The sequence below is a fragment of the Streptomyces sp. NPDC001153 genome, from assembly GCF_053598315.1.
In genome coordinates this window covers 48,716-73,990 of the sequence record NZ_JBSFJZ010000041.1, presented here as the reverse complement: position 1 = coordinate 73,990, position 25,275 = coordinate 48,716, and the positions used below count along the sequence as shown (strand labels likewise).

Here is a 25,275-nt window from a genome sequence, read left to right as displayed (position 1 = left end):
CTCCTAGTTGAGGTACTGACAGGTGGAGCGCGGGGTGAAGGCGCCGTGCCCGGCGTGCCCGGTGTACTCCCGCTCGTTGATGACGACTTCGCCGCGGGAGAGCACGGTCTCGACCCGGCCGGTGGTGCGCCTGCCCTCGTAGGCCGAGTAGTCGACGTTCATGTGGTGGGTCTCGGCGGACATGACCTGCTCGGCGTGCGGGTCGTAGATCACGATGTCGGCGTCGGCGCCCGGGGCGACGGTGCCCTTCTTCGGGTACAGGCCGAACATGCGGGCCGGGGTGGCGCAGGCGATCTCGATCCAGCGGCGGCGGGAGATGTGCCCGTCGACGACGGCCTGGTGGAGCAGGTCCATGCGGTTCTCCACGCCCGGCAGGCCGTTGGGGATCTTGGAGAAGTCGCCGCGGCCCAGCTCCTTCTGGCCGGCGAAGCAGAACGGGCAGTGGTCGGTGGAGACGACCTGGAGGTCGTTGGTGCGCAGGCCCTTCCAGAGTGCGGCCTGGTGCTCCTTGGGTCGCAAGGGCGTGCTGCACACGTACTTGGCGCCCTCGAAGTCCGGCTCGGCGAGGTTGTCGGTGGACAGGAACAGGTACTGCGGGCAGGTCTCGCCGAAGACGTTCAGCCCCTCGTCCCGGGCCCGCGCCAGTTCGGCCACCGCCTCCATGGCCGAGACGTGGACGACGTACAGCGGGGCGCCCGCGACCTGGGCGAGCCGGATGGCGCGGTGGGTGGCCTCGGCCTCCAGCAGGGCCTTGCGGACCTCGCCGTGGTAGCGCGGGTCGGTCTCGCCCCGGGCGAGGGCCTGCTCGACCAGGACGTCGATGGCGATGCCGTTCTCCGCGTGCATCATGATCAGTCCGCCGTTCTCGGCGGAGCGCTGCATGGCGCGCAGGATCTGCCCGTCGTCGGAGTAGAAGACCCCCGGGTAGGCCATGAACTGCTTGAAGCTCGTCACCCCCTCCTCGATCAGGAGGTCCATCTCCTTGAGCGTCTCGTCGTTCACATCGGAGACGATCATGTGGAAGGCGTAGTCGATCGCGCAGTTGCCCTCGGCCTTGGCATGCCAGGTGTCCAGGCCCTCGCGCAGGGTGTGGCCGACGCTCTGCACCGCGAAGTCGACGATCGTTGTCGTACCGCCCCAGGCGGCGGCGCGGGTGCCGGTCTCGAAGGTGTCGGAGGCGAAGGTGCCGCCGAACGGCAGCTCCATGTGGGTGTGCGCGTCGACGCCGCCCGGGATGACGTACTTCCCGGTGGCGTCGATGAGCCGGTCGGCGGTGAACGCCTCGGCGGCGGGGGTGCCCGAGGCGGCGAGGGCGGCGACGCGGCCGTCCTCGACCAGGACGTCGGCGTGGATCTCGTCCGACGCGGTGATGACGAGACCTCCACGGATGACGGTACGGCTGCTCATGCTGCTCCCTCGGTCAACAGTGCGGTCAGGGTGCGGTCAGCGGTGTGTACGCCCCCGGCGCCCGGTCCCGGTAGAACTGCCAGCGGTCGCGGACCTCCCGGAGTTTGGCCAGGTCCAGGTCGCGGACCACCAGTTCGGTCTCCTTGTCGCTCGCCACCTCGCCGACGAACTGGGCCTCGGGGTCCACGAAGTAGGTCGTGCCGTAGAAGTCGTTTTCGCCCAGGTCCTCCACGCCGACCCGGTTGATCGCGCCGACGAAGTACTCGTTGGCGACGGCCGCCGCCGGCTGCTCCAGCTGCCACAGGTAGCGGGACAGGCCGCGCGAGGTGGCCGAGGGGTTGAAGACGATCTCGGCGCCGGCGAGGCCCAGCGCCCGCCAGCCCTCGGGGAAGTGGCGGTCGTAGCAGATGTACACGCCGATGCGGCCGGCGGCCGTGTCGAAGACGGGCCAGCCGCTGTTGCCCGGGCGGAAGTAGAACTTCTCCCAGAATCCCTGCACTTGGGGGATGTGGGTCTTGCGGTACTTGCCGAGGTAGGAGCCGTCCGCGTCGATCACGGCGGCGGTGTTGTACAGCACGCCCGGCTGCTCCTCCTCGTACATCGGCAGCACGAGGACGATGCCCAGCTCGCGGGCGAGGGACTGGAAGCGCTGGACGGTCGGCCCCTCGGGGATCCGTTCGGCGTACTCGTAGAAGGCCTTGTCCTGGACCTGGCAGAAGTAGGGGCCGTAGAACAGCTCCTGGAAGCAGAGGACTTGGGCGCCCTGCGCGGCCGCGTCGCGGGCCGCCTGCTCGTGGACCTGGATCATGGATTCCTTGTCGCCCGTCCACGCGGTCTGGAACAGGGCGGCACGGATCACTCGGCTCATCGGGACCTCCGGTAGCTCGGTGTGCCGTGAGCGTAGAAAGCCCGCGCGGGCCGTTCGATGGGCAGCGTGTCACGTCTGCGGGCTGTGCGCGTGTCACCGTGTCACGTGTGCCGGATCCCATGTTTCACCGCCGTTTTCGCAGGTCGTCGCATGTTTCACCCCTGTTGCGCGTCATGCGCGAGGAGCGCGATGTGCACGGAGGCCGCCTGTTCGAAGTCATCCAGGTCGACGCCGAGGCGAGCCTGTATGGCCTCCAGGCGGCGGTAGAGGGCGGGCCGGGAGACATGGTGGAGCTGGGCGGTGCGGGACTTGTTGCGGCCAGTGGCGAGATAGGTCCGCAAGACGTTCAGCAACTCCGGTTCGGACGCGCACAGCAGCCCGTCCAGCTCACGTTCGGCGAAGGACTGCACCTGCGGGTCGTCGCGCAGCAGCCGGACCAGCCCGCGCAGGTGGACGTCCTTGAGGCGGACCACGGCCGGCAGGTCGAGGGCGGCCGAGGAGTCGGCGACGGCGTCGGCGACATGCCGGGCCTCGCGCAGCCCGGCCGGCACATCGTCCCAGCCGGTACGGGGATCGGCGGCGGCGACCACGGCCCGCGACCCGGTGCGCAGCCGGGCCGCGAAGTGCGCGGTGAGGGCCTGGGCGTCCTGGTCGCGGGCGAGGCTGAGCAGTACGGCGGCCCGGCCGTCGGCGAGCTCGGCGACCAGCCCGGACATCCCCAACAGGCGTAGCACGCGGTCGAGTTCGTCGGGCGCGAGACCGAGGACGACGAGCGGGACGAAGGTGCGCCGGTTGACCGGCAGCCCGGCCGCGCGCGCCCTGGGCAGCAGCCGGCACGCCGGTACGACACCGGAGAGCAGGTCGGTGAGCAGGCTCTGCGCGGACTCCTCCTCCCAGGAGTGCGCGGAGCCGCCGCCGAGCATGCGGTGCAGGACCAGCGCCTCGGCGGCCCGGTCGGCGAGCAGCCGCCCGGTGGCCGTGTCGCCCCGGTAGCCGCACAGCAGCAGCCGGCCCCAGCGCTCCCCGCGGCCGCCGAGTTCGGCGCTGATCCAGCCGCCTTCGGCGCCGGCACCGGCCTGCCGGGCGATCCGCTCCCAGTCGCGCAGCACGTCGTCCACCGCGGACCGCTCCCCCGCCGTGGCGAGGACGCGGTGGGCGAGGTTGGTGACCACGACGGGGCAGCCGCTGTGCCGGGCGACCTCGTCGAGCAGCCGCTGCAGGGGCGCACCGGCCGTGATCAGGGCGGTGAGTTCGGTGCGTACGGTCTCCGAGAGGCTGACGGCGGCGAACTTCCGCCGTACCAGCCGGGACTGGACCTCCTCGGTCAGCTCGGCGAACGGGAAGGGCCGGTGCAGGACGACCATGGGCAGTCCGCACCGCTCGGCGGCCCGGCGCATCACCTCGGGCGGCGCCGGGAAGGCCCGCCCGAGGCCGAGCACGACGGCGACGGCCTCCGCCCGGTGCAGGGACTGGATGTACTCGGCCTGCCTGGCCTCGTCGCCGGCCAGGAGCACGCCGGTGGTGAGCACCATCTCGCCGCCGCTGAGCATCACCCCGACGTCGGCCGCCTCGGCGACATGCACCCAGCGCACCGGCCGGTCGAGCTGCCCGGCGCCCGCGACCACCTCGGGTTCTCCGGCGAGCACCCGTTCCAGGGTGAGCACCTGGCGGACGGAGAGGGCGGGCTCCCAGGCGTGTCGGGACTCCGGGGTGGTGGTCATGGCCGTACCGCCGTTCTCTAGTACGCGCTCCTGAGAGCCTGTTCGAGGATCGCCGCGCCCTCCTCGGCCTCCGCGACGGTGAGCGACAGCGGTGGGGCGATGCGCAGGGCGCTGGTGTTGTGGCCGCCTCCCTTGCCGATGAGCAGCCCGCCCTCGCGGGCCGCCTCCAGCACGGCGGCGGCCGCCCGCGGATCGGCCTCGTCGGTGCCGGGCCTGACCAGTTCGATGCCGATCATCAGCCCTCGTCCGCGCACCTCCCGGACTCCCGGCAGTTGGGCGGCGACGGCCCGCAGCCGCTCGATGAGCAGGCCGCCGACCCGGCGGGCGTTGCCCTGGAGGTCGTGTTCGAGGAGGTAGGTGAGGTTGGCGAGACCGGCGGCCATGGTGAGCTGGGTGCCGCCGAAGGTCGAAATGCTGTTGGCGTCCAGGCAGTTCATGATCTCGGCGCGGGCGATCACCCCGCCGATCGAGGCGCCGTTGCCGATGCCCTTGGCGAAGGTGACGATGTCCGGCGGGCCGCTTCGCGCATGTGCCTGCCAGCCCCAGAAGTGCTCGCCGGTGCGGCCCCAGCCGGTCTGCACCTCGTCGGCGATCCACAGGATGCCGTGCTCCTGAAGGACCTCGCGGAAGGCGGCGTAGAGCCCGTCGGGCGGGGAGGTGAAGCCGCCGACGCCCTGGATGGGCTCGGCGATCAGCGCGGCGGGCGGCCGGGTGTGGCCGAGGATGTCCTTCAGGTCGGCGACGCAGGCGTCGATGAACGCGCGGTCGTCCAGCTCGGCGAACGGGCCCCGGGTGCGCACGCCGCCGTGGACGTACAGGGTCTGCAGCGGGGACAGCGAGGTCGGCGACCAGCTGCGGTTGCCGGTGATGCCGACGGTGCTGAAGGAGCGGCCGTGGTAGCTGTTGCGCATCGCCAGGATCGTGTTGCTGCGCCGGTGGGCGGTGGCGAGCAGCAGGGCGGTGTCGTTGGCCTCGGTGCCGGAGGTGGTGAAGAAGACCCGGGCGTCCGGGATGCCGCTCACCTGGGCGACGCGCTCGGCGAGTTCGACCATCGGCCGGTTGAGGTAGAGGGTCGAGGAGTGGACGATCCGCCCGGCCTGCTCACTGACCGCCTTGGTCACCTCGGGCAGCGCGTGCGCGGTCATCGTCGTCAGGATGCCGCCGAAGAAGTCCAGGTACTTGTTGCCGGCGGAGTCCCAGACGTGGCGGCCCTCGCCGTGGGTGATCTCGAGCGGCTCGTCGTAGTAGAGGGCGAGCCAGTCGGGCATGACCTGGCGGTGGCGGGAGTAGAGGTCGTTCACGGCTGCACCAGCCCTTCGTAGGCGTCGGGGCGGCGGTCGCGGTAGAAGGCCCACTGCTGCCGCACTTCCTCGATCAGGTCGAAGTCGAGGTCACGGACGAGGAGTTCCTCGGACTTGTCGCTCGCGGCCTCGCCGACGAACTGCCCGCGCGGGTCGACGAAGTAACTGGTCCCGTAGAAGTCGTTGTCGCCGTACTCCTCCTGGCCGACCCGGTTGATGGCGGCGACGAAGTACTCGTTGGCGACGGCCGCCGCGGGTTGCTCCAGCTGCCACAGGTGGGCGGACAGTCCGCGGTGCGTGGCCGACGGATTGTAGACCAACTGGGCGCCGTTGAGCCCGAGTTGCCGCCAGCCCTCCGGGAAGTGCCGGTCGTAGCAGATGTAGACGCCGACCCTTCCCACGGCGGTGTCGAAGACCGGCCAGCCCAGGTTGCCGGGTTTGAAGTAGTACTTCTCCCAGAAGCCCTTGACCTGCGGGATGTGGTGCTTGCGGTACTTGCCGAGGTAGGTCCCGTCGGCGTCGATCACGGCGGCGGTGTTGTAGTAGAAGCCGGACTGCTCGACCTCGAAGACGGGGACCACGACGACCATGCCGGTCTCGCGCGCGAGCTCCTGCATCCGCCGCACGGTCGGCCCGTCGGGCACGGGCTCGGCCCAGCGGTAGTGCTCCGGCTCCTGGACCTGGCAGAAGTACGGCGAGTTGAAGACTTCCTGGAACCCGATGACCCCGGCACCCTGCCGGGCCGCCTCGCGGGCGTGCCCCTCGTGTTTCGCCACCATGGACTCGGTGTCGCCGGTCCAGGTGGCCTGGACCAGGGCGGCTCGTACGACGTTGGCCATGAGCTGCTCCTTCGACGGGACCGTCAGAGCCTCTACGCCCGTAGAGGGGGTCGTAGAGGGACGAAAGTAGGCCTCCGGGAGGTCCTTGCCAAGACCATCGTCGTCAACCCGCGGAGTCGATCACGTTTCACACTCCTGTGGGTGAGCGAGGGCGTCACTCGAAGGGGTGAGACAGAGCATATCGGGACAAGGCGACGGATTGCCGGTCACGTCGTGTGCCCGGCGACCCGCAGTGCGTGTACGAGGTCCCAGTGCCGCTCGTCGGAGACGGCCTGCGCGGCGTGCAGCAGCAGGGGCACGAGCCGGTGCGGATCGGGTACGACGCTCCGGGCGGCCTCCTCCGCCGTACGGCCCCGCACACAGGCGTCCAGTAAGGCCGCCGCCTCCCGCCGGCGCCCCTGCTCCTCCAGCCGCAGCACGGCCGCGCCGATCTGCTCCGCCGGGCGGGCCACGCCCTGCCGCAGCATCTGCCGCCCGTCGGCCTCCCGCCCGGCGGCGGCGAGCGCGTCGGCGGCCGCGACCAGCCGCTCCGGGGGCAGTGAGGCGGTCTCCCACAGCAGCGTGGCCCAGTCGGCGCCGAGTCCGGCGCGGTGCAGGGCGTCGGCGAGCGCCGGGAAGCGCTCGGCGGGCCACTGCACGATCTCGACGAGCAGCACATGCGCCTCCCCGCTGCGCCCTTCGCCCCGCAACCGCCCGAGCCGCTCCACGACCTCGGCCACCGCCGCGCCCGCCCCCGCGTCCACCACCTCGACGGGGACCGCCGCGGGCTCGCCCACCTGCCCGGCTCCGGCGAACCGCGCCCCACGCGGCGCACGACGCGCGGGCGCCTCCGGCGCGACCGACGGGGACACCTGCCGCGCCTCAGCGACGGCCCCGTCCTCCTCCACCATCCCGGCGAACCGCGCACTGCCACGGCGGCGCTTACGGCGCTTGACGGCCGGGGCGGGCTCGGGGGCCGAGGAAGAGGGCAGGGTGGCACCTCGGGGCTCGACCGGGCTGGTACGGGGAGCGGACGGGGTGGCCTCCGACGGCGGGGCGGCGGGCGCGACCTCATCGGCGAAAGGAGAGAAGGGGGTGCCGCGTGCCGCCCGGCCGGCACCCGGGTAGGGGGCGGCGGCTTGCGCGGACTGATCGGCGGGCGGAGGCAGCGGGGTGGCCGGCGCCGCCCGACCGACACCGGGAGAGACCGAGGCGCCTTGCGCGGACTGACCGACATGAGGAGAGAACGGGGTGGCCGGCGCCGCCCGGCCAGCGCCAGGAGAGACCGAGGCGCCTTGCGCGACCTGACCGACATGAGGAGAGAACGGGGTGGCCGGCGCCGCCCGGCCAGCGCCAGGAGAGACCGAGGCGCCTTGCGCGGCCTGACCGACGTGGGGAGAGAGCGGGGTGGCCTGCGCCGTCCGACCGACACCGGGAGAGGCCGAGGCGGCTTGGGGGGACGGCGCCCCGGCATGGGGAAGGGGCGCGGCGGCAGGGGCGGGCGTGACCGTGCGCGGGGCTGGAGCGGGCGCTGCGGGGTGCGGGGCCCGCGTCGAGCCCTCGGCGTGCGAGCCCGAGCCGGACCCGCCGATGCGCGTCCGTGTCGAACCGTCAGCCGAAGCGGACACCACGTCGTACGGGGCCCGAGCCGAGCCGTCAGCGTACGGGGCCGAGGCGGACGCGACGGCGTGCGCGGCCCGAGCGGAGCCGTCCACACGGCCGGCATCCCCGAAGGCCTCCGGCACCTCGGCGGGCGCCGTCCGCGCCGCACCCGCATCCACCACTCCCCGCCCCTCCAACTCCGCCAGCCGTGCCCGGAGTTCGGCGCACCTGGCGGTGGCGCGGTCGTGGTCGTCCTGGGCCCAGGCGAGGTCGAGGCGGAGGGACTCGGGGTGCTCGGCGGGGGACGGGTCGGACAGGCGGCGGGTGAGTTCGGCCTGGCGTTCGGCGGCGTAGCGCTGTTCGCGGAGCATCACGTCGAGACGGTCGAGCATAGCGTCCCGCGCGCCGGGCCGGGCGTCGTACGCCGTGAGCGCGGCCCGGTACAGGGCGCGGGCCCTTTCCCGCTCGGCGGCAGCGGCGGCGGGGCCGTACGCCGCGGCGAGGTCCTCCAGCAGCGCCTCCACCACGTCCCACGGCAGCACCTCACGCCCGTCCAGGCAGGCCCGCATGCCGTCGGGGTCGCGCTGCCAGAAGACCCCGCTCCACCCTCCGCCCTGGTCGAGGCGCGCCAGCAGGCCGTCCAGATAGCTCGCGAACTCCCGCACCCCACCGGGGAGTCGATCCACCACCATCGCTCAGCTCCCGCCCGACCGTCGGCCCTTCCGGTGGGTAGGCAACACGAGTCGTGTTACGGCACCGCTACGCAGAGTTTTCCGGCAGAGCGCGGGAGCCTCACGCGACCACGAACGCACACCGTGCGACCAGCTCGTCCATCGACAGCCCGAGGGCTGCGGCCAGCGCGGCCACCGTGAAGAACGCGGGTGCCGGCGCCCGGCCCGTCTCGATCTTGCGGAGCGTCTCGGCGGACACGCCCGCCTGCGCGGCGACCTCGGTCATGCTCCGGCCGCCGCGCGCCTCGCGCAGCAACTGCCCGAGCCGCTCGCCGCGTTCGCGCTCTTCGGGGGTGAGGGGGGTGCGCACCATGCGCCCATTCTAATACCGGCCCCCACCCCGCCCCCCATTAAAAACCGGTATAGTAATTGGCATGGTGGAACTGAAGACGAACACGTCGATCGACGCGATGTACGCGGCCGGGCAGGTCGTCGGGCGAGCCCTGACGGCCGTACGACGGGCCGCGGACGTCGGCGTCTCCCTGCTGGAGCTGGACGAGGTGGCACGGGAGGTGCTGCGCGAGGCCGGGGCGTCGTCGCCGTTCCTCGGCTATCGCCCCTCCTTCGCACCGACCCCCTTTCCCGCCGTCATCTGCGCCTCGGTGAACGACGCGATCGTGCACGGCATCCCCACCCCCTACCGGCTCCGCGACGGCGACCTGGTCTCGATCGACTGCGGCGCCACCCTGGACGGCTGGGCCGGCGACTCGGCGATCAGCTTCACGGTGGGCCGCCCCCGCCCGGCCGACCTCCGCCTGGTCGAGACGGCCGAGCGGGCGCTGGCGGCGGGCATCGGGGCGGCCGTCGTCGGCAACCGCATCGGCGACATCGCCCACGCCGTCGGCCGGGTCTGCCGTACGGCCGGCTACGGCATCCCGGACGGCTTCGGCGGCCACGGCGTGGGCCGGCACATGCACGAGGACCCCGAGGTCCCGAACGAGGGCCGCCCGGGGCGAGGGCTGCCGCTGCGCCCCGGCATGGTCCTCGCCATCGAGCCCATGCTCATCGCCGGCGGCAAGGACGCCTACCACGAGGCGGGCGACGGCTGGACCCTGCGCACGGCGGACGGCTCCCGCGCGGCCCACGTGGAGCACACGGTGGCCATCACGGACGCGGGTCCCAGGATCCTCACGGCGCGGGAAGCACCCTGAGGGGGCGCGGGGCCGCTCCCCCGCAGGCGAACATGCCCACCCCCACAGATCGTGACATCGTGGGCATGAGCAACCCACCCCGGGTTACCCGGCCGCTCCGCATGTCGTCAGCGAAGGAGCCCATGCCATGACCAACGGCTACCCTCCTGACCCCTTCGGTGAATTCCTGGCCCGCTTCTTCGGCGGATCCGGCGGAGCCCGCGGCGCGCCCCGCCACATCGACATCGGCCGCCTGCTCAGCCAGCCGGCCCGCGAGCTGGTCAGAGGGGCCGCCCTGTACGCCGTCGAGCACGGCAGCCGGGACCTGGACACCCAGCACCTGCTGCGCGCCGCCGTCGCGGCCGAGCCCACGCGGAGCCTGCTGAGCCGGGCGGGCGCGGACCCGGACTCGCTCGCCTCGGAGATCGACGACCGGGCCGGCCCGGTCCAGCACCCGCCGGGCGAGGTGCCCCCGCCGACCTCGCTGTCGCTGACCCCGGCCGTCAAGCGCGCCCTGCTGGACGCGCACGACATGGCGCGGGCGAGCGGCGCCGGGTACATCGGCCCGGAGCACGTACTGAGCGCGCTGGCGGCCAACCCGGACTCGGCGGCCGGGCACATCCTGAACGCGGCCCGGTTCTCGGCCGGCTCCCTGCCGCCCGAGGCCCAGGAGGGCACCCCGGTCCGGGTGGAGCGGCAGCGCGCCACCGGCACGCCCACGCTGGACAAGTACGGCCGTGACCTGACCGACCTGGCCCGGCAGGGCCGGATCGACCCGGTCATCGGCCGGGACACCGAGATCGAGCAGACCATCGAGGTGCTGTCCCGGCGCGGAAAGAACAACCCGGTGCTGATCGGTGACGCGGGCGTCGGCAAGACGGCCATCGTGGAAGGCCTCGCCGAGCGGATCGCCGACTCGGACGTCCCGGACGTCCTGGCGGGCCGCCGCGTCGTCGCCCTGGACCTGACCGGCGTCGTCGCCGGCACCCGCTACCGGGGCGACTTCGAGGAGCGCCTGAACAACATCGTGGAGGAGATCCGCGCCCACTCCGACAAGCTGATCGTGTTCATCGACGAGCTGCACACCGTCGTGGGCGCGGGTTCCGGCGGCGAGGGCGGCGCGATGGACGCCGGCAACATCCTCAAGCCCGCGCTGGCCCGGGGCGAGCTGCACATCGTGGGCGCGACCACGCTGGAGGAGTTCCGCCGGATCGAGAAGGACGCGGCGCTGGCCCGCCGGTTCCAGCCGGTCCTGGTGCCCGAGCCGACCGCCGAGGACACCATCGAGATCCTGCGCGGGCTGCGCGACCGGTACGAGGCCCACCACCAGGTCCGCTACACCGACGAGGCGCTGGTGGCAGCCGTGGAGCTGTCCGACCGGTATCTCACCGACCGGCGGCTGCCGGACAAGGCGATCGACCTGATCGACCAGGCGGGCGCCCGGGTACGGCTCGGTGCCCGCACGAAGGGCGCGGACGTGCGCGCCATGGAGCGCGAGGTGGACCAGCTTGTCTGCGACAAGGACCAGGCGGTCGCCGGCGAGGACTACGACAAGGCCAAGGAACTGCGCGACCGGATCGGCGAGCTGAAGCAGCGCATCGCCGAGGCGAGCCACGAAGACGAGGCCGACGAGGGGCTGGACCTGGAGGTGACGGCGGAGGCCATCGCCGAGGTGGTGTCCCGGCAGACCGGCATCCCGGTCAGCCGCCTCACCCAGGAGGAGAAGGAACGGCTGCTCGGCCTGGAGGAACACCTGCACCAGCGGGTCGTCGGCCAGGAGGAGGCGGTCGCCGTGGTCTCGGAGGCCGTGCTGCGCTCCCGTGCGGGCCTCGCGAGCCCGAACCGGCCGATCGGCAGCTTCCTGTTCCTCGGCCCGACCGGCGTCGGCAAGACCGAGCTGGCCCGGGCGCTCGCCGAGGCGCTGTTCGGCAGCGAGGACCGCATGGTGCGGCTCGACATGAGCGAGTACCAGGAGCGGCACACCGTCTCCCGGCTGATCGGCGCCCCGCCCGGGTACGTCGGCCACGAGGAGGCCGGTCAGCTCACCGAGGTGGTGCGCCGGCACCCGTACTCGCTGCTCCTGCTGGACGAGGTGGAGAAGGCCCACCCGGACGTCTTCAACATCCTGCTGCAGGTCCTGGACGACGGCCGGCTGACCGACTCCCAGGGCCGGACGGTGGACTTCACCAACACGGTCATCGTGATGACCAGCAACCTCGGCTCGGAGGCGATCACCCGGCGCGGTGCCGGGATCGGGTTCGGGCCGGGCGGCGCGGGGGCGGACGAGGAGGCCCGGCGCGAGCGGATCCTGCGGCCGCTGCGGGAGCACTTCCGGCCGGAGTTCCTCAACCGCATCGACGAGATCGTGGTCTTCAGGCAGCTGACCGGAGGACAACTGCGGCAGATCACCGACCTGTTGCTGGAGGGCACGCGGCGGCTGCTGGACGGGCAGGGCGTCACGGTCACGTTCACGGACGCGGCCGTCGACTGGATCGCCGAGCGCGGCTACCAGCCGGAGTACGGCGCCCGGCCGCTGCGCCGCACCATCCAGCGGGAGGTGGACAACCAGCTGTCCCGGCTGCTGCTCAACGGCACGATCTCCGAGGGCAGCCGGGTGACGGTGGACGTCCGGGACGGACGGCTGGACTTCCGTGCCCAGGAAGGCCGGCCGCCCGCACCGGAGTTGTAGGCCCACGACACGCCTACGACACGCTGCGGCCTACGGCGCCGGATCCACGACCATCGCCGAGCCGCCGCCGCGCCGTACCTTCTCGGCGGCGGCCAGCCACTTGCCGCCCGGCAGCCGTTGCACACCGGTCGCCGCGCCGATCTCGGGGTTGAGCTTGAAGGAGTGGCCGATGGCCTCCAGCTGTTTCCTCAAGTCGGAGTTGTAGAGCGCCGGTTCGAGTTCCGTCTGGGCCGCGTTGCGCTGGCTGGCGCGGGGTGCGGCGATGGCGTCGACCAGCGGCAGATGCCGGTCGAGGAACTCGGTGAGGGTCTGCAGCACGGTGGTGATGATGGTCGCGCCACCCGGCGAACCGAGCGCCACCACGGGCCGGTTGTTCTGGTCCAGCACGATCGTCGGGGAGATGGAGGAGCGGGGCCGCTTGCCCGGGCCCGGCAGGTTCGGGTCGTGCACGGCCGGGTTGGCGGGGGCGAAGGAGAAGTCGGTCAGCTCGTTGTTGAGCAGGAAGCCCCGGCCGGGCACGGTGATGCCGCTGCCGCCGGTCTGCTCGATGGTGAGCGTGTAGGAGACGACGTCGCCCCACTTGTCGGCCACGGTCAGATGCGTGGTGTTCTGGCCCTCGTACGTCGTCGGGGCCGCCGTACCGCCCTTGCCGCAGGCCGCCGGGTGGCGCGGGTCGCCGGGGGCGAGCGGGCTGGTGAGGACCGCGTCGTCCTTGATCAGGCAGGCCCGCGAGTCGGCGTACCGCTGCGACAGCAGTTCCTTCGTCGGTACGTCCTCGAAGGCGGGGTCGCCGACCCAGCGCCCGCGGTCGGCGAAGGCGATCCGGCCGGCCTCGATGAAGTGGTGCAGGTACTGCGCCTCGCTCGCCTTCGACAGGTCGGTGTTCTCCAGGATGTTGAGGGCTTCGCCGACCGTGGTGCCGCCCGAGGAGGAGGGGGCGATGGAGTACACGTTCAGACCGCGGTACGACGTCCTGGTGGGCGCCTGCAACTTGGCCCGGTAGACGGCGAGGTCCTTCTCCTCCAGCTTGCCGGGGCGGGCGTTCCAGCCGGAGGCGGGGTCGACGGGCGGGTGTTCGACCGTCTTGACGATGTCGTCGCCGATGTCCCCGCGGTAGACGGCGTCGATGCCCCGGCGGCCCAGCTCCTCGTAGGTGCGGGCGAGTTCGGGGTTCTTGAAGGTGGAGCCGACGACAGGCAGCTGTCCGTTGGGCAAGAACAGCTTCGCGGTGTCCGGGAAGTAGCGGAACCGGGTCTCGTTGGACGCGGTCTGCGAGCGGAAGGTGTCGTCCACCGTGAACCCGTCGCGGGCGATCCGCTCGGCCGGCCTCAGGACCGTGCCGAGCCGCTTGGTTCCCCACTCGTCCAACGCGGTCTGCCAGGTGGCGGGAGTGCCGGGGGTGCCGACGCTCAGGCCGCTGCTGACGGCGTCCGCGAAGGCGAGCGGCTTGCCGTGCTCCAGGAACAGGTCGGAGTCGGCGCTGAGCGGCGCCGTCTCCCGGCCGTCGATGGTGTGCACCGTGCGCGACTTGGCGTCGTAGTAGACGAAGTAGCCGCCACCGCCGATGCCCGCGGAGTACGGCTCGGTGACGCCCAGCGCGGCGGCGGTGGCGACGGCCGCGTCGACCGCGTTGCCGCCGTGTCTGAGTACCTCGATGCCGGCGGCGGAGGCGTCGGCATCGACGCTGGAGACCGCGCCGCCGTAGCCGACGGCCACCGGAACCTTCGTGGGAGTCCCGCTCGTTGTCGCGGCGGGCGGCGCGGCCGCTCCCACCGACACCAGCGCGGCCGAGACCGCCAGAACCGCCATTCTCCGCGTGCCAGGACGACCCATCCGTACCTCCCGTCGGGACAGTCCGCGCAGCGTAACCAGATTGCCGTAGTACCGACAGTACGCCTGGGTGTCCTGCCACACGACCGTCACGTGTCGAACACGGGTACGTGGCGTTGGCCCGGGACCGCTACCATGCGCGGCCATGAACGACGACGTGCGCAACATCGTCCTGGGCCTGGTGGCGACCGGGATATCGGCCTCGCTGGGCTGGCTCGCCCGTACGTATCTGTGGCGGCGCAAACTGCGGCGCAAGCAGGAGTTCTTCGGGCTGCCGGACAACTCCGAGTCACTGCTCGTCGTTCCTCGCGCGTCGGGTGGACCGGAGCTGTCGGTGAAGCGCTACGACATGTACGCCCTGCTGGAACTCTCCGCCCTGATCAAGGACTGTCATGCGCGCGCCCAGGTGGTGGGACATGACGGGGCCCAGCAAGGGTTCGGCGAGCGCACCGAGTTCTGTGTCGGCGGGCCCTACTCGAACCGCCGGATGGCGGCCCACCTCTCCTCGCTGCTGCCGGGTGTGTGGGTCAACACGGAGACCGAACCGGTCGCGGAGCGGGGCATGTTCCGGATCGGCGGGGAGCAGTACCGCATGGAGCGCGGCCGGAGCGAGTACGTCCTGCTCGCCCGGCTCACCGCGAGCGGGCAGACGGACGCCCGCCCGGTCTTCCTCTTCTGCGGCCAGCGAGCCATCACCAACCAGGCCGCCACCCGCTATCTCGCCCGCCACCACGAGCGGCTGCGCCGCAAGCACGGCACCGGGTCCTTCGTGCTGCTGCTGAAGGTGGTCAACTCGCAGGCGTACGGCCCTGATGTGGTCGAACTGGTCGCGGACGTGACCCGGGCGGCGCGGACGCCGCTGCCCGAGACGGCCTCCGCCGACACGGCCGCTTAGCGGTTCAACAAACTTTACCGGTACGTAACTTACCGGCGGGTTACTTGCGGTAAGGGGTCAGGTTACCGTCGGGTCACTTTGCACTCGGACTAGTGAAGGAGTGACCCATGGGACACGGTCGCACCGCACTGCGCGCCTCCGCCGCGGGAGCCGTCTCGGCGGCGCTCATCGCCGGCGGCGTCGGTCTGGCGCCCGCCGCTCAGGCCGGTACCCCGTCCACCCGGTTCGTCGACATCACCGGCGACGGCGGCACCGTACTGAAGGCGAACGTCGTCACGCCCTCCGGCGCCGACGGCTCGCACAGCTACCCGCTCATCGTGCTGCCCACGAGCTGGAGCCTGCCCCAGGTGGAGTACCTGGCGCAGGCTCAGAAGCTGGCCGACGCAGGCTATGTGGTCCTCACCTACAACGTGCGCGGTTTCTGGCAGTCCGGCGGCCGGATAGAAGTGGCCGGTCCGCCGGACATAGCGGACGCCTCCAAGGTCATCGACTGGGCTCTCGCCAACACCCCGGCCGACCCGCGGCACGTCGGCATGGCCGGGGTGTCGTACGGCGCCGGGATCAGCCTGCTCGCCGCCGCCCACGACAAGCGCATCAAGGCCGTGGCCGCGCTCAGCGGCTGGGCGGACCTGGTGAACTCGATCTATTCGGGTCGCACCCAGCACGTCGAGGCGCTGGGCGTGCTGGACGGGTCGGCGACTCTCACCGGCCGCGAGAGCCCCGAACTGCGCGAGATCTTCGACAACCTGTACTCCTCGAACCTGTCGAAGGAACAGGAGATGATCGACTGGGGGCGGAAACGTTCCGCCGCGACCTATGTCGACCAGCTGAACCACAACGGCACGGCCCTCATGCTCGCCAACGCCTGGGGCGACACGGTCTTCCCGGCGAACCAGTACGCCGACTTCTACCAGAAGCTGACCGTGCCCAAGCGGCTCGAACTGCGCCCCGGCGACCACGCGACCGCCGAACTGACCGGCCTGTTCGGGCTGCCCAACGACGTCTGGACGGACACCGAGCGCTGGTTCGACCACTATCTGAAGGGCGCCGACAACGGCATCGACCGTGAGCAGCCGGTCCAGCTGAAGTCCCGTAGCGCGGGGGGATACGAGGGCTACCCGGACTGGAAGTCGGTCGAGGCGACGCGGAGGAAGTTCACGCTGACGGGCTCCACCACGATCCACGCGAACGTGGACTCCGGCGCGGACGGCGGAATCGTGTTCCTGTCCAGCATCCTCGACCAGATCGCCCAGCTGCCGCCCATGGCGTCCATCCCGCTGCTGCCGCGCCGCTGGGCGGCCGTCTGGCAGTCGGAGCGGTACGGCAGCACCCAGAAGGTGCGCGGCACGGCCACCCTGCACACCACACTCACCCCGACCGCGGAGAGCGGCACCCTGATCGCCTACCTCTACGACGTGGGGCCGCTCGGCATCGGCAAACTGGTCACCAACGCGCCCCTTACCTGGCACGGGCGGACACCCGGCGAGCCGTTCGGCGTCGACCTGGACCTGTTCTCCACGGCCTACGACGTCCCCGCCGGGCACCGCCTCGCGCTGGTGGTCGACACGGTCGACCCGCTGTACATCGAGCACAACCCGTCCGGCGCGCAGCTGACCTTCTCCTCGCCCCCGGACGACCCGTCGTACGTGTCCGTCCCCGTGCGCGAGCAGTGATCTCCGGCTGCCGCCGGACGAGCATGGCCCGTGTGAACTGCCGCCCCCTGGGGTCTCGCAGCATGCAGAACGGCACATCTTAGTCGAGGTTGGCGGCGACGGGCTTCCCGGCAGGGAGGAACTCCTCCTCGCACAACGGGGCATCCGCGTGGAGTACGTGAACCGGCCGGTGTCGAGGAGGAGATACCGGCTCAGGTCTCGGCGATCTCCGCGTACAGCTGGGACAGCTCGGGGACACCGCTCGCGGCCCAGTCCTGCCCGGCGCCCGCCACCTCGATCTCACGGCCGGAGGCCAGCCGTACGACGGGCTCGCCGTCGGCGCGGATCAGCCAGGCGGCGCCGGGCACGGTGCGCACCACGACCGTGCCCAGATACAGTCCCGCGTCGTTGCCCAGCCGGGGCAGGATCTCGGCGTCGTCGCGCCAGCGTGGGACCAGCTGGTCCAGGGCCTCCAGGGAGGCCGGGGTGTCGTCGAGGCGGACGCCCGCCCGGGCCGCCTGCGAGCGGAGCAGTTCACACTCGGACAGCAACTCGGCGATCCCCTCCGGGTCGGCGGGGGTCGCCCCACCCCCGCCTTCACCGTGCTTCTTGTGCCGGTGGCCCAGGAACGGAAGGTTCATGGACCCAGCGTGGCATCAGACGTCGAGGTCGACCACCACCGGAGCGTGATCGGAGGCACCCTTGCCCTTGCGCTCCTCGCGGTCGACGTAGGCGTCCTTGACGGCCTTGGCGAACGGCGCGTTGCCGTACACCAGGTCGATGCGCATGCCGCGGTTCTTGGGGAAGCAGAGCTGGCGGTAGTCCCAGTACGTGAACGGGTGGTCGTACTTCAGCGGGCGCGGCACCACGTCGTTCAGGCCGGCCTCGCGCAGGGAGGTGAGGGCGGCGCGCTCGGCGGGGGTGACATGGGTGGAGCCCTCGAAGACGGCCGGGTCGTAGACGTCGTCGTCCGTCGGCGCCACGTTGTAGTCGCCCATGACGGCGAACGGGCGGCTGCCGCCGGCGTCACCGGCGACGGCCGCCTTCAGGGCCTCGAACCACTGGAGCTTGTAGGCGTAGTGCGGGTGCTCCACCTCGCGGCCGTTGGGGACGTACACCGACCAGACGCGGACCGGGCCGCAGGTCGCCGAGATGGCGCGCGGCTCGGTCACGCCCTCGAAGCCGGGGTCGCCGGGCAGGCCCTTGACGACGTCCTCGAGGCCGACGCGGGAAAGCACCGCCACGCCGTTCCACCGGCCGGTCGCGTGGACCGCCGACGCGTAGCCCAGCTCGCGCAGCTGGTCGGACGGGAACTGTTCCTCGGCGACCTTGGCCTCCTGCAGGCAGAGCACGTCGGTGCCGCTGCTCTCCAGCCAGGCCAGCAGCCTCGGAAGGCGGGCGGTGATCGAGTTCACGTTCCAGGTGGCGATGCGCATGTCCCACAACCTACCCGGAGCCGCTGACAACGGGCTCAGACCTCGGCAGACGCCCCCGGGGCCAGGCGCTGGTGGTCCGTGCCGCCCAGGGCACCGATCTGGCGGTCGTAGATCGGTCGGGCCAGGTCGGTCAGCAGGGCGTCGTGGACGTCGTAGGCGCGCCGCGGCCGCACCTCGCGGACGTAGTCGATCACCTCGGAGATCTTGTTCCACGGGGCCATCACCGGGAGCATCAGCGTCTGAACCGGATGGGCGGGGACGGTGAGGGCGTCGCCGGGATGGAAGACCTTGCCGCCGTCGATGAGATAGCCGACGTTGGTGATGCGCGGGATGTCCGGGTGGATCACGGCGTGCAGTTCGCCGTGGACCTGCACGTCGAAGCCGGCCGCGGTGAAGGTGTCGCCGTGGCCGACGGTGTGCACCCGGCCCGGGAAGGCCGCCGTGATCCGTTCGGCGACGGACTTCAGCGTCCAGATCCGGGCCGCGGGGTTGTTCTCCATGGCGGCCCGGAGCCGGAACTCGTCGAAGTGGTCCGGGTGTTCGTGCGTGATCAGGATGGCGTCGGCGCCGAGCGCGGCGTCCTCCTCGCTGAAGCCGCCGGGGTCGATGACGAGCGTCTGACCGCCCTTGTCGAGGCGGACACACGCGTGGGACTTCTTCGTGAGCTTCATGTCACACCATCCTGCCGTGCCTGCCGTGTACGGCGGCACGGGGCTCACCCGGCGTTCACTCGGCGGGCGTGGTCTCCTCCTGGACGACCTGCTGAGCCACCCGGAAGGCGCTGTTCGCGGCCGGCACCCCGCAGTACACGGCGGCCTGCAGCAGCACCTCCTTGATCTCGTCCGGGGTGAGCCCGTTGCGCAGGGCGGCCCGGACGTGGAAGGCCAGCTCCTCCAGATGGCCGCCCGCGACCAGCGCGGTCAGGGTGACGCAGCTGCGGGTACGGCGGTCCAGGCCCGGCCGGTCCCAGATCTCGCCCCAGGCGTAGCGGGTGATGAACTCCTGGAACTCCCCGGCGAACCCGTCGGACTGGGCCAGCGCCCGGTCCACGTGCGCGTCGCCGAGCACCTCCCGGCGGATCCTGAGCCCGGTCTCGTAGCGGTCGGGCCGCGCGGCGGGCTGTGCCGGTACGGCGGCCGGGGCTATCTCGGCGACCGGCGTGACGTGGGGCGCCGCGGCGATGGCCGGGTTGACGGGGGCGGCCGGCAGGGCGGTCTGGCCGGTGTCGTAGGGCTGGTGCCAGGCGGTGGAGAAGTGGTGCACCAGCAGGTCGGTGACGGCCGCCGGCTGCTCGACGGGGACCAGGTGGGAGGCGCCGGGGACGACCGCGAGCCGGGCGTCCGGTATGCCGGCGACGAGGGTGCGGGCCTCGGCGGGCCCGGTGACCTGGTCGTCGGAGCCGACGAGCACGAGCGTCGGCACGCCGACCCGGCCGAGCTCGGTCCTGACGTCGAAGGAGGCGAGCGCCTCGCAGGCGGCGATGTAGCAGCCCGGGTCGGTGGTGCGGACCATCTGCACGGCCCACTCGGTGATCGCCGGCTGGGCCGCGGCGAAGGAGCCGGTGAACCAGCGGTCCGGCGAGGTTCGGGCGATGGGGTCGAGCCCGTTGGTACGGACGATCACCCCGCGCTGCCGGAACTCGTCGGGGGTCCCGAACCGGGGCGAGGCCGCGACCAGCACCAGCGAGGCGAGCCGCTCGGGGTGGCGCAGGGCCAGTTCGATGCCGACGGCACCGCCGAGCGCGCAGCCCGCGTAGCCGAACCGCTGCACGCCGATCGAGTCCAGTGTGGCCAGCAGCCGCATGGCCAGCTCGGCGACGGATCCGGCCGGGTGGGCGGGGGCCCCGCCGTGACCGGGAAGGTCGAACCGCAGGACCCGCCACTGCTCGGCCAGCTCCGGCACCTGGCGGTCCCACATGTGCCAGGTGGTACCCAGTGAGGGACCCAAGATCAGGACCGGAGCGTCTTCTGGCCCGTCAAAGCGGTATTGCAGGGTGTTCGGGGGTGTCTCACTCACGCCCCAGACCCTCTCACGTCTCACGGACGCCCCTATAACGGGGGAACGCCGGGTACCGTTCTGACCAGGTTGAAGACCTCGCGGGCGGCATATCGCTTGAGGCATCGGATGATCTCGCGCCGGGTCTTGCCTTCCTGGGTGCGGCGTTCGTAGTACGCCTGGGTTCGGGGGTCGTGGCGCAGGCGGGTGAACACGATGCGGTGCAGGGCGGCGTTCGCCCGGCGGTCGCCGCCGTGGTTGAGCCGGCGCGTGCTCCGACGGCCCGACGAATACTCGACTGGGCTGACTCCGCAAAGGGCAGCAAAGGATGCCTCGGTCTCCAGTCGCTCGGGGTTGTCTCCCATGGTGATCAGGAGAGTGACGGCGCTGTCCGGACCGATGCCCACCTGTTCGATTAGCTGTGGGGCGTGGCGTTCGACGAGCCGGGTCAGGCGCTGGTTCAGCTCATCGATCTGCCCGGTGAGCTGCTCAACGCGCTCGGCGAGCATACGCAATGTCAGGTGAGTGGCCTGGGCCACCGCGTCCTCGTCTCCCCCACCGCCGGATAGGCCGAGGCGTGCGCAGGTGCGGAACAGCTCGCGGTTGCCCAGGCTGGACAGTCGTTCCCGCAGGGCGGGATCGGCGATGACCAGGACGGCCTTGAGCTGGTTGATCGCCTGGGTACGGGCCTTGACCGCGGAGTCCTTGGCGAGCTTGAAGATCCGGGCGCTGTGCACCGGACCGTCGCCGGACTTGGCCCGGGCCCGGGCGCGGCCACTGAGCACGGCCCGCGCGGCGGCCTGCGCATCGAGCGGATCCGACTTCCCCAGCAACCGGCGGGCCGAGCGGTCGGGGCGGTTCACCTCGTATACCTCGACCTGCTGCGCCAGCAGGTAGCGGGACAGGCCCGCGCCGAAGGTGCCGGTGCCCTCTACACCGGCCCGGCGCACCGTCCCCCGCTTGCGGGCCCACACGAGCAGCCGCCGGTAGCCGGCCACCGTCGCCGGAAAGGACTCGGTGCCCAGGATCTTGCCCAGCGGGGACACCACGGCGGCGACGTGCACCTCACCGTGCGTGTCCACGCCGAGCACGACCTCTCTCCGCACGGGAGGATCCGTACTGGAGGAGGTGCTGCGCTGTCTGGTCGTCATGGTGGTTCGCCTCCCGCGGGGTGACACGCCGAGTGGACGGCACCGGCCCGCTCGGGCGGTCTGAACCGTGATGGCGCCTGGAACTCGGCAAGGCCCCTATAGGGACACGCCCCGTGGCTCGGTGACAGCAGACGCCATCCCGCAACGACAGTCGACAAGTCCGTGACTGGACACTTCGGTCAAAGATCTCAAGAGTCAGACCCCCGTCCGGGACGGCACTGCACAACCGTCCCATCGATCCCAGCGCAACGGCACGACCCGACCACGGCCGGATGGTTTCGTCCGAACCGGCGCCCAACCTGGCCGGAGCAGGCTGACACTGAGATGACTCCCCGCCCACTCGCGACCGGCAATGACGGACAGCCTGTGACCCGCCTTACTGGTCGCCCTCCATCGGCCATCGCACGAACGGCTTCGAGCCCTCATTCTGGTGCACGGTTGTCCGCAAGTCATGGAGCGGGCTGCCAAAGAGACGGCCTAGCAACTCGGCAAGAGCACCGGCGAGTGCTGGGCGGCGGCCAAGAGCGGCCGGTGTCGGCCGGTCAGTCGGGAACAGGCGCTGGATGCCCTGCGGCAGAACGTGGCGCCGTGCATCCACTGCGGACCGGATACGGAACTCGGCCTACTCGAGTAACGGGGAACCAGCAGCACCGCACGAAGGGGCGCCCGCGTGGAAGGCATGGCGCATGTGGGCGCTGCCGGACCCGATGCTCGCGGCCCCCGTCTCCGACCCGGCGCCGCCCGATGGGTGGGCCGCCGAGGAGAAGTGGGACGGTTCTCAAGACACCTCGTGATGTCTCATTCGCGTTGGCACCGTTCACCTAGGTCACGACTGGTCCTTCGTGCGTGCGGCTGAGGCTTGCCGGGTGTCTGCGCCGGCGCTGACGTGCCGCTGGGTCTCCTGGGGGCCGTGCCAGTCCAGGCAGACGGCGGTGGCATCGTCTTCGAGCCGGCCGTCGGCGGCGTCCCGGACCGCGGACGTCAGCGCCAGCGCGGTCTCCCTCGGGTGCAGATTCCGGGTGCACCCCAGCAGGGCGGGCAGATCGACCTTCTCTCCGTGACGTTCGAGCATGCCGTCGGTGAACATGAGCAGACGGTCACCGGGCCGCAGGTCGAGGTCCTGCACACGGTACGGGTGGGGAGTCAGCTCAGACAGCCCGAAGGGATGGTCCACCTCGCAGGTGATCGTCTCCACAGCCCCGTCGCGCATGCGCAGCGGCCAGGGATGACCGGCGTTGACGAATTGGGCCCGCCCGGTATGGAGATTGATGCGCAGGAGCTGCCCGGTGGCATGACCGTGGCCGTGTTCGATCAGTGCCTGGTCTGCCCGGTGGGCCTGTTCGCCCAGGCCGGTGCCCGCCCGGCGGGCACCGCGCAGGGCGCCCACCAGGACCGTGGCGGCCAGGGCGGAATCCATGTCGTGGCCCATGGGATCGGTCACCGACACGTGCAAGGTGTCGCGGTCCACGGTGTAGTCGAAGGTGTCGCCGCTGAGGTCCTCGGAGGGCTCCAGGTTCCCGCACAGGGTGAACTGTGCGGCCTCGCACGACAGCGACAGGGGCAGCAGCTGGTACTGGATTTCAGCTGCCAGGGTGGCCGGCTTGGAGCGTTTGCCCCAGGTGTAGAGATCGGTGAAGCGGCCGTTGGCGATCACGATGTAGGCCAGGATGTGGGCGGCTTCCCCGACTGCGTCGAGCACGTCCTCGCCAGGGCCGGTCGGCAGGAGCAGTTCCAGCAGCCCGATCGCATCCCCGCGGTTGGTGACGGGCACGATCACCCGCTGCCCCTCGCCGGTCGCGTCCTGATACAGGCGCTGGGTACGGATCACCTCCTCGTAGACACTGCCGAACAGGGGAACCCGCTCGGCCTGCCGCCCACCTTGAGTGGGAGCGGTGGACAGCCGAGCCACCGCCTTCCCCGTCAGGTCCACGATGAGGAAAGAGACCTTAGTGGCCTCGAAACGCCGCCGCAGGTCCTCCGCGATCACGTCGACGGCGTCCGCCGGCGCCGCTGTCTCCGCTGCTGTCAGCAATCGAGTGAGCCCACTTTGTCCACCGCTCACGACCGCAGTCCCTTCCGCAACCCCCCACCAGCTTGGTAATCACCGCAGTGAGCGTCAATCCGTGAACAGTCACGCTCCGGCGTTCGCCCGCGGACGGGGCCGCCACGGCTGCTCTGTACAAAAGCGGCTCGACGGGCCCCTGTCTTATGAGACACACCAGAGTCTGGAGAACGATCGCTGGCGAGCGCTGCTCTCTCTGGATGCCGGGCGTTTGGTGTTGCGCTCTCGCAGGGGCAGGAACCTCGCACCCTCCTTCCCCTAGGTCCGTTCCGGGCGCGGTCCAGCTGCCCGACGCGACGGCCCTGGACGGCGAGCTGGTCGTACGGGAAATCCAGCAGGCTCGCCTTCGAGCGACTCCAGGGTCGCCTCCAGCGGCGCGGTGCCGGCGCTGCCCGGCTCGCCGAGCAGTGGCCCGCCCACTTCGTCGCCTTCGACTTGTTGCGCCTGGCGGGCACCGACACGACCAGGTGGCCGTACGCGGGCGCCGCAGGGCTGCTCTGGATCGCCTCTTTGCCGAACAGAACCTCACCGCGCCGTGGGCGCTGTGCCCGTCGTTCCCGCTGACCTGGGGATTCACGAAACTGCGGACAGAGCCCTGAAAACGGCCAGGGCTACTTGTCGCCCCACTTGGTCCGGCGTTCAACGGAGTGGGGAGTTTCAGCGAGCGTCGCGCCCGCTGCCGACCACGCGGCCGGTATGTTGGCGGCCACCGGTCCCGGCTGACGTGGACCTGCAACGCAGCCGGCCCGCAATCCCGCAGTTCAGGGGCGGCCACTCCGCCGACATGACCGCCGAATACCGAGCCGGGTCCCATGGCCGGCCGCTTCACCGTGCCGTCGGGCCCGTTCCGCGGGGAATTCCTCGATACCGATGACCCGCAGCAGTTCCAGCCGCTCGCGAGCCTCGGCGACGCCGAGCGCGGCGCCGTGGTCGGCGAGCAGAAGACGGATGCCGCACCGGCCGCTCCCAGGAAGGCGCTGTGCACGGTGGCCAGCGGGGAGTCGGGCGGTGCGTCCAGGTCCACCCGCTTCTCAAGGACGGGAGCGCCTCCGTTCAGTACCTGGACCAGGGGCGAGTGGGTCGCCTCCCCGACCGGGGGCAGATGACCGCGCCAGTCCTCCTGCCAGGCTTCACGGCTCTCCGGGCCGGTCACGGCAACTCGGTGCACCTGACGGGATCCGACCCGCAGGTCCACCGCGGCCCAGTCGGCGAGGCGGGGAGCAAGGCCGCGGCTCAACCGGGCGAGGGCGTCGTCCACCTCCAGGGTCTGACCGAGCACCTCGGTGATCTCCGCGACGAGTGTCAACCGCTCGGCGAGACTCTCCAGAGCGCTCGCACGAGCGGCTCGTTCCGCCTGTTCCATCCGTTCTGACTGCCCCGCACGTTCCGCGCGTTCCCTACCGGCATGGCGGTCCGCCGCGGTCTCGACAATCAGCACGACCAGGCCACGCAGACGCCGGAGACGTCGTCCGCCAGGGGTGGCCGACGAGGAGATCGGGACCAGCCGTCCGTCACCACGCAGGCATCTGTCGTCGTCCCCGCGTGCCGAACGCCTCTCGGCCAGTGCCCACAGCAGCGGGCAGCGCTCCCGCGGGACGAGGGCACCTCCCGGGTCGCGATGGCACAGGGTCGTGCGTGGAACTCGCCGTCACCACCCGCCACACCAACGGCGGGGCCATGGGCGCCATCGTGGGGCGCCACCACTGCGGTCCCGTCAGCGGCTCCCCCGGCTCGTTGGCTGAACCGGAGGAGCCTGAGTCGAGCCAGCCCCATGGATACGCTGCTGAACGCGGCCCACCTCCGGGTCCCCCTCCCGAGTCCCCCACCCACACCCGAATGCCTGCCGCGATGTGCGACAGGCGCTCAATCGAAGCCGCGACCGGTCGTGCGCAGGGCCCCGGGAGGAGGGGATGCTCTGGGACGCCGCGATCAAGACGTCTTCTTCCGGCTGCGGTTGATGCACTCCGAACGCACGGCCGTCCGCGCC

The 25,275-nt window shown here is 71.4% G+C and carries 19 protein-coding genes and 1 pseudogene; 6 read left to right on the top strand and 14 right to left on the bottom strand.

What is annotated here, in order from left to right:
- Positions 1 to 3 precede the first annotated feature (3 nt).
- The 7 genes from hydA to ACWDEN_RS36155 form a co-directional block, all read right to left on the bottom strand.
- On the bottom strand, positions 4 to 1,407 hold the full coding sequence (hydA, locus tag ACWDEN_RS36185) for a dihydropyrimidinase (RefSeq protein ID WP_450862159.1): 1,404 nt from the start codon (positions 1,405 to 1,407) through the stop codon (positions 4 to 6).
- Positions 1,408 to 1,432: 25 nt separating this feature from the next.
- Positions 1,433 to 2,275 (bottom strand): nitrilase-related carbon-nitrogen hydrolase, encoded by an 843-nt coding sequence (locus ACWDEN_RS36180; RefSeq protein ID WP_351604769.1) that lies wholly within the window; start codon positions 2,273 to 2,275, stop codon positions 1,433 to 1,435.
- A gap of 155 nt (positions 2,276 to 2,430) precedes the next feature.
- Entirely contained in the window at positions 2,431 to 3,996 is a 1,566-nt protein-coding gene (locus ACWDEN_RS36175) for a PucR family transcriptional regulator (protein WP_450862157.1), read from the bottom strand.
- 17 nt (positions 3,997 to 4,013) lie between these two features.
- Positions 4,014 to 5,264 (bottom strand): aspartate aminotransferase family protein, encoded by a 1,251-nt coding sequence (locus ACWDEN_RS36170; RefSeq protein WP_450862180.1) that lies wholly within the window; start codon positions 5,262 to 5,264, stop codon positions 4,014 to 4,016.
- A gap of 29 nt (positions 5,265 to 5,293) precedes the next feature.
- Positions 5,294 to 6,136 carry a nitrilase-related carbon-nitrogen hydrolase gene (locus ACWDEN_RS36165; RefSeq protein WP_450862155.1) on the bottom strand — a complete coding sequence of 281 codons (843 nt, stop codon included), beginning with the start codon at positions 6,134 to 6,136 and terminating at the stop codon, positions 5,294 to 5,296.
- 206 nt (positions 6,137 to 6,342) lie between these two features.
- Positions 6,343 to 8,409, bottom strand: coding sequence for a hypothetical protein (locus ACWDEN_RS36160; RefSeq protein ID WP_450862153.1), 2,067 nt, complete (start codon positions 8,407 to 8,409; stop codon positions 6,343 to 6,345).
- 100 nt (positions 8,410 to 8,509) lie between these two features.
- Positions 8,510 to 8,761, bottom strand: a complete 252-nt coding sequence (locus ACWDEN_RS36155; RefSeq protein WP_351604779.1) for a helix-turn-helix domain-containing protein — start codon at positions 8,759 to 8,761, stop codon at positions 8,510 to 8,512.
- Between the two features lie 61 nt (positions 8,762 to 8,822).
- On the opposite strand from ACWDEN_RS36155, the gene map reads away from it, so the two are divergent.
- Together map and ACWDEN_RS36145 are read left to right on the top strand one after the other, a co-directional pair.
- On the top strand, positions 8,823 to 9,599 hold the full coding sequence (gene map / locus ACWDEN_RS36150; protein ID WP_450862151.1) for a type I methionyl aminopeptidase: 777 nt from the start codon (positions 8,823 to 8,825) through the stop codon (positions 9,597 to 9,599).
- Positions 9,600 to 9,726: 127 nt separating this feature from the next.
- Positions 9,727 to 12,267 carry an ATP-dependent Clp protease ATP-binding subunit gene (locus tag ACWDEN_RS36145; protein WP_450862149.1) on the top strand — a complete coding sequence of 847 codons (2,541 nt, stop codon included), beginning with the start codon at positions 9,727 to 9,729 and terminating at the stop codon, positions 12,265 to 12,267.
- Between the two features lie 30 nt (positions 12,268 to 12,297).
- Here the strand turns inward: ACWDEN_RS36145 and ggt are convergent, their stop codons facing one another.
- Positions 12,298 to 14,100: a gamma-glutamyltransferase gene (gene ggt / locus ACWDEN_RS36140; RefSeq protein ID WP_450862147.1), complete on the bottom strand. Its 1,803-nt coding sequence runs from the start codon at positions 14,098 to 14,100 to the stop codon at positions 12,298 to 12,300.
- 142 nt (positions 14,101 to 14,242) lie between these two features.
- Between ggt and ACWDEN_RS36135 the strand changes: the two genes are divergently transcribed.
- Both ACWDEN_RS36135 and ACWDEN_RS36130 read left to right on the top strand, forming a co-directional pair.
- Entirely contained in the window at positions 14,243 to 14,992 is a 750-nt protein-coding gene (locus ACWDEN_RS36135; RefSeq protein WP_450862146.1) for a hypothetical protein, read from the top strand.
- A 107-nt stretch (positions 14,993 to 15,099) separates the two neighbouring features.
- Complete coding sequence (locus ACWDEN_RS36130; protein ID WP_450862144.1) at positions 15,100 to 16,665, top strand: alpha/beta fold hydrolase; 1,566 nt, start codon at positions 15,100 to 15,102, stop codon at positions 16,663 to 16,665.
- Positions 16,666 to 16,856: 191 nt separating this feature from the next.
- Here ACWDEN_RS36130 and ACWDEN_RS36125 read toward each other — a convergent pair whose 3' ends face one another.
- From ACWDEN_RS36125 to ACWDEN_RS36105, 5 genes are read right to left on the bottom strand one after another with little or no spacing between them, the layout of a single operon-like run.
- On the bottom strand, positions 16,857 to 17,285 hold the full coding sequence (locus ACWDEN_RS36125) for a DUF6278 family protein (RefSeq protein WP_450862142.1): 429 nt from the start codon (positions 17,283 to 17,285) through the stop codon (positions 16,857 to 16,859).
- Positions 17,286 to 17,300: 15 nt separating this feature from the next.
- The gene (locus ACWDEN_RS36120) at positions 17,301 to 18,080 is read right to left on the bottom strand and encodes an exodeoxyribonuclease III (RefSeq protein WP_450862140.1); all 780 of its coding nucleotides are present in this window, start codon (positions 18,078 to 18,080) and stop codon (positions 17,301 to 17,303) included.
- A gap of 35 nt (positions 18,081 to 18,115) precedes the next feature.
- Positions 18,116 to 18,751 carry an MBL fold metallo-hydrolase gene (locus ACWDEN_RS36115; RefSeq protein ID WP_351604802.1) on the bottom strand — a complete coding sequence of 212 codons (636 nt, stop codon included), beginning with the start codon at positions 18,749 to 18,751 and terminating at the stop codon, positions 18,116 to 18,118.
- A 55-nt stretch (positions 18,752 to 18,806) separates the two neighbouring features.
- Positions 18,807 to 20,096, bottom strand: coding sequence for a bifunctional 3-oxoadipate enol-lactonase/4-carboxymuconolactone decarboxylase PcaDC (pcaDC, locus tag ACWDEN_RS36110; protein ID WP_351604803.1), 1,290 nt, complete (start codon positions 20,094 to 20,096; stop codon positions 18,807 to 18,809).
- A gap of 32 nt (positions 20,097 to 20,128) precedes the next feature.
- Complete coding sequence (locus ACWDEN_RS36105) at positions 20,129 to 21,226, bottom strand: IS110 family transposase (protein ID WP_450862138.1); 1,098 nt, start codon at positions 21,224 to 21,226, stop codon at positions 20,129 to 20,131.
- A 508-nt stretch (positions 21,227 to 21,734) separates the two neighbouring features.
- On the opposite strand from ACWDEN_RS36105, the pseudogene ACWDEN_RS36100 reads away from it, so the two are divergent.
- A pseudogene (locus tag ACWDEN_RS36100) lies at positions 21,735 to 21,860 on the top strand (DUF6233 domain-containing protein); the annotation flags it as partial.
- 192 nt (positions 21,861 to 22,052) lie between these two features.
- Here ACWDEN_RS36100 and ACWDEN_RS36095 read toward each other — a convergent pair.
- Positions 22,053 to 23,258, bottom strand: coding sequence for a PP2C family protein-serine/threonine phosphatase (locus ACWDEN_RS36095; protein ID WP_351604806.1), 1,206 nt, complete (start codon positions 23,256 to 23,258; stop codon positions 22,053 to 22,055).
- Positions 23,259 to 24,390: 1,132 nt separating this feature from the next.
- Here ACWDEN_RS36095 and ACWDEN_RS36090 point away from each other — a divergent pair.
- Positions 24,391 to 24,660, top strand: a complete 270-nt coding sequence (locus tag ACWDEN_RS36090) for a hypothetical protein (RefSeq protein WP_351604808.1) — start codon at positions 24,391 to 24,393, stop codon at positions 24,658 to 24,660.
- Positions 24,661 to 25,275: the final 615 nt, after the last annotated feature.

Bases quoted from the DNA above. Each gene is read 5' to 3' on its own strand.
- ACWDEN_RS36120 (WP_450862140.1), bottom strand. From the start codon at position 18,080: ATGCGCATCGCCACCTGGAACGTGAACTCGATCACCGCCCGCCTTCCG.
- ACWDEN_RS36130 (WP_450862144.1), top strand. From the start codon at position 15,100: ATGGGACACGGTCGCACCGCACTGCGCGCCTCCGCCGCGGGAGCCGTC.
- ACWDEN_RS36180 (WP_351604769.1), bottom strand. From the start codon at position 2,275: ATGAGCCGAGTGATCCGTGCCGCCCTGTTCCAGACCGCGTGGACGGGC.
- ACWDEN_RS36170 (WP_450862180.1), bottom strand. From the start codon at position 5,264: ATGCCCGACTGGCTCGCCCTCTACTACGACGAGCCGCTCGAGATCACC.
- ggt (WP_450862147.1), bottom strand. From the start codon at position 14,100: ATGGGTCGTCCTGGCACGCGGAGAATGGCGGTTCTGGCGGTCTCGGCC.
- hydA (WP_450862159.1), bottom strand. From the start codon at position 1,407: ATGAGCAGCCGTACCGTCATCCGTGGAGGTCTCGTCATCACCGCGTCG.
- ACWDEN_RS36115 (WP_351604802.1), bottom strand. From the start codon at position 18,751: ATGAAGCTCACGAAGAAGTCCCACGCGTGTGTCCGCCTCGACAAGGGC.
- ACWDEN_RS36160 (WP_450862153.1), bottom strand. From the start codon at position 8,409: ATGGTGGTGGATCGACTCCCCGGTGGGGTGCGGGAGTTCGCGAGCTAT.
- ACWDEN_RS36165 (WP_450862155.1), bottom strand. From the start codon at position 6,136: ATGGCCAACGTCGTACGAGCCGCCCTGGTCCAGGCCACCTGGACCGGC.
- ACWDEN_RS36125 (WP_450862142.1), bottom strand. From the start codon at position 17,285: ATGAACCTTCCGTTCCTGGGCCACCGGCACAAGAAGCACGGTGAAGGC.
- ACWDEN_RS36135 (WP_450862146.1), top strand. From the start codon at position 14,243: ATGAACGACGACGTGCGCAACATCGTCCTGGGCCTGGTGGCGACCGGG.
- ACWDEN_RS36090 (WP_351604808.1), top strand. From the start codon at position 24,391: ATGACCGCGCCAGTCCTCCTGCCAGGCTTCACGGCTCTCCGGGCCGGT.
- ACWDEN_RS36155 (WP_351604779.1), bottom strand. From the start codon at position 8,761: ATGGTGCGCACCCCCCTCACCCCCGAAGAGCGCGAACGCGGCGAGCGG.
- ACWDEN_RS36105 (WP_450862138.1), bottom strand. From the start codon at position 21,226: ATGACGACCAGACAGCGCAGCACCTCCTCCAGTACGGATCCTCCCGTG.
- ACWDEN_RS36175 (WP_450862157.1), bottom strand. From the start codon at position 3,996: ATGACCACCACCCCGGAGTCCCGACACGCCTGGGAGCCCGCCCTCTCC.
- ACWDEN_RS36145 (WP_450862149.1), top strand. From the start codon at position 9,727: ATGACCAACGGCTACCCTCCTGACCCCTTCGGTGAATTCCTGGCCCGC.
- map (WP_450862151.1), top strand. From the start codon at position 8,823: ATGGTGGAACTGAAGACGAACACGTCGATCGACGCGATGTACGCGGCC.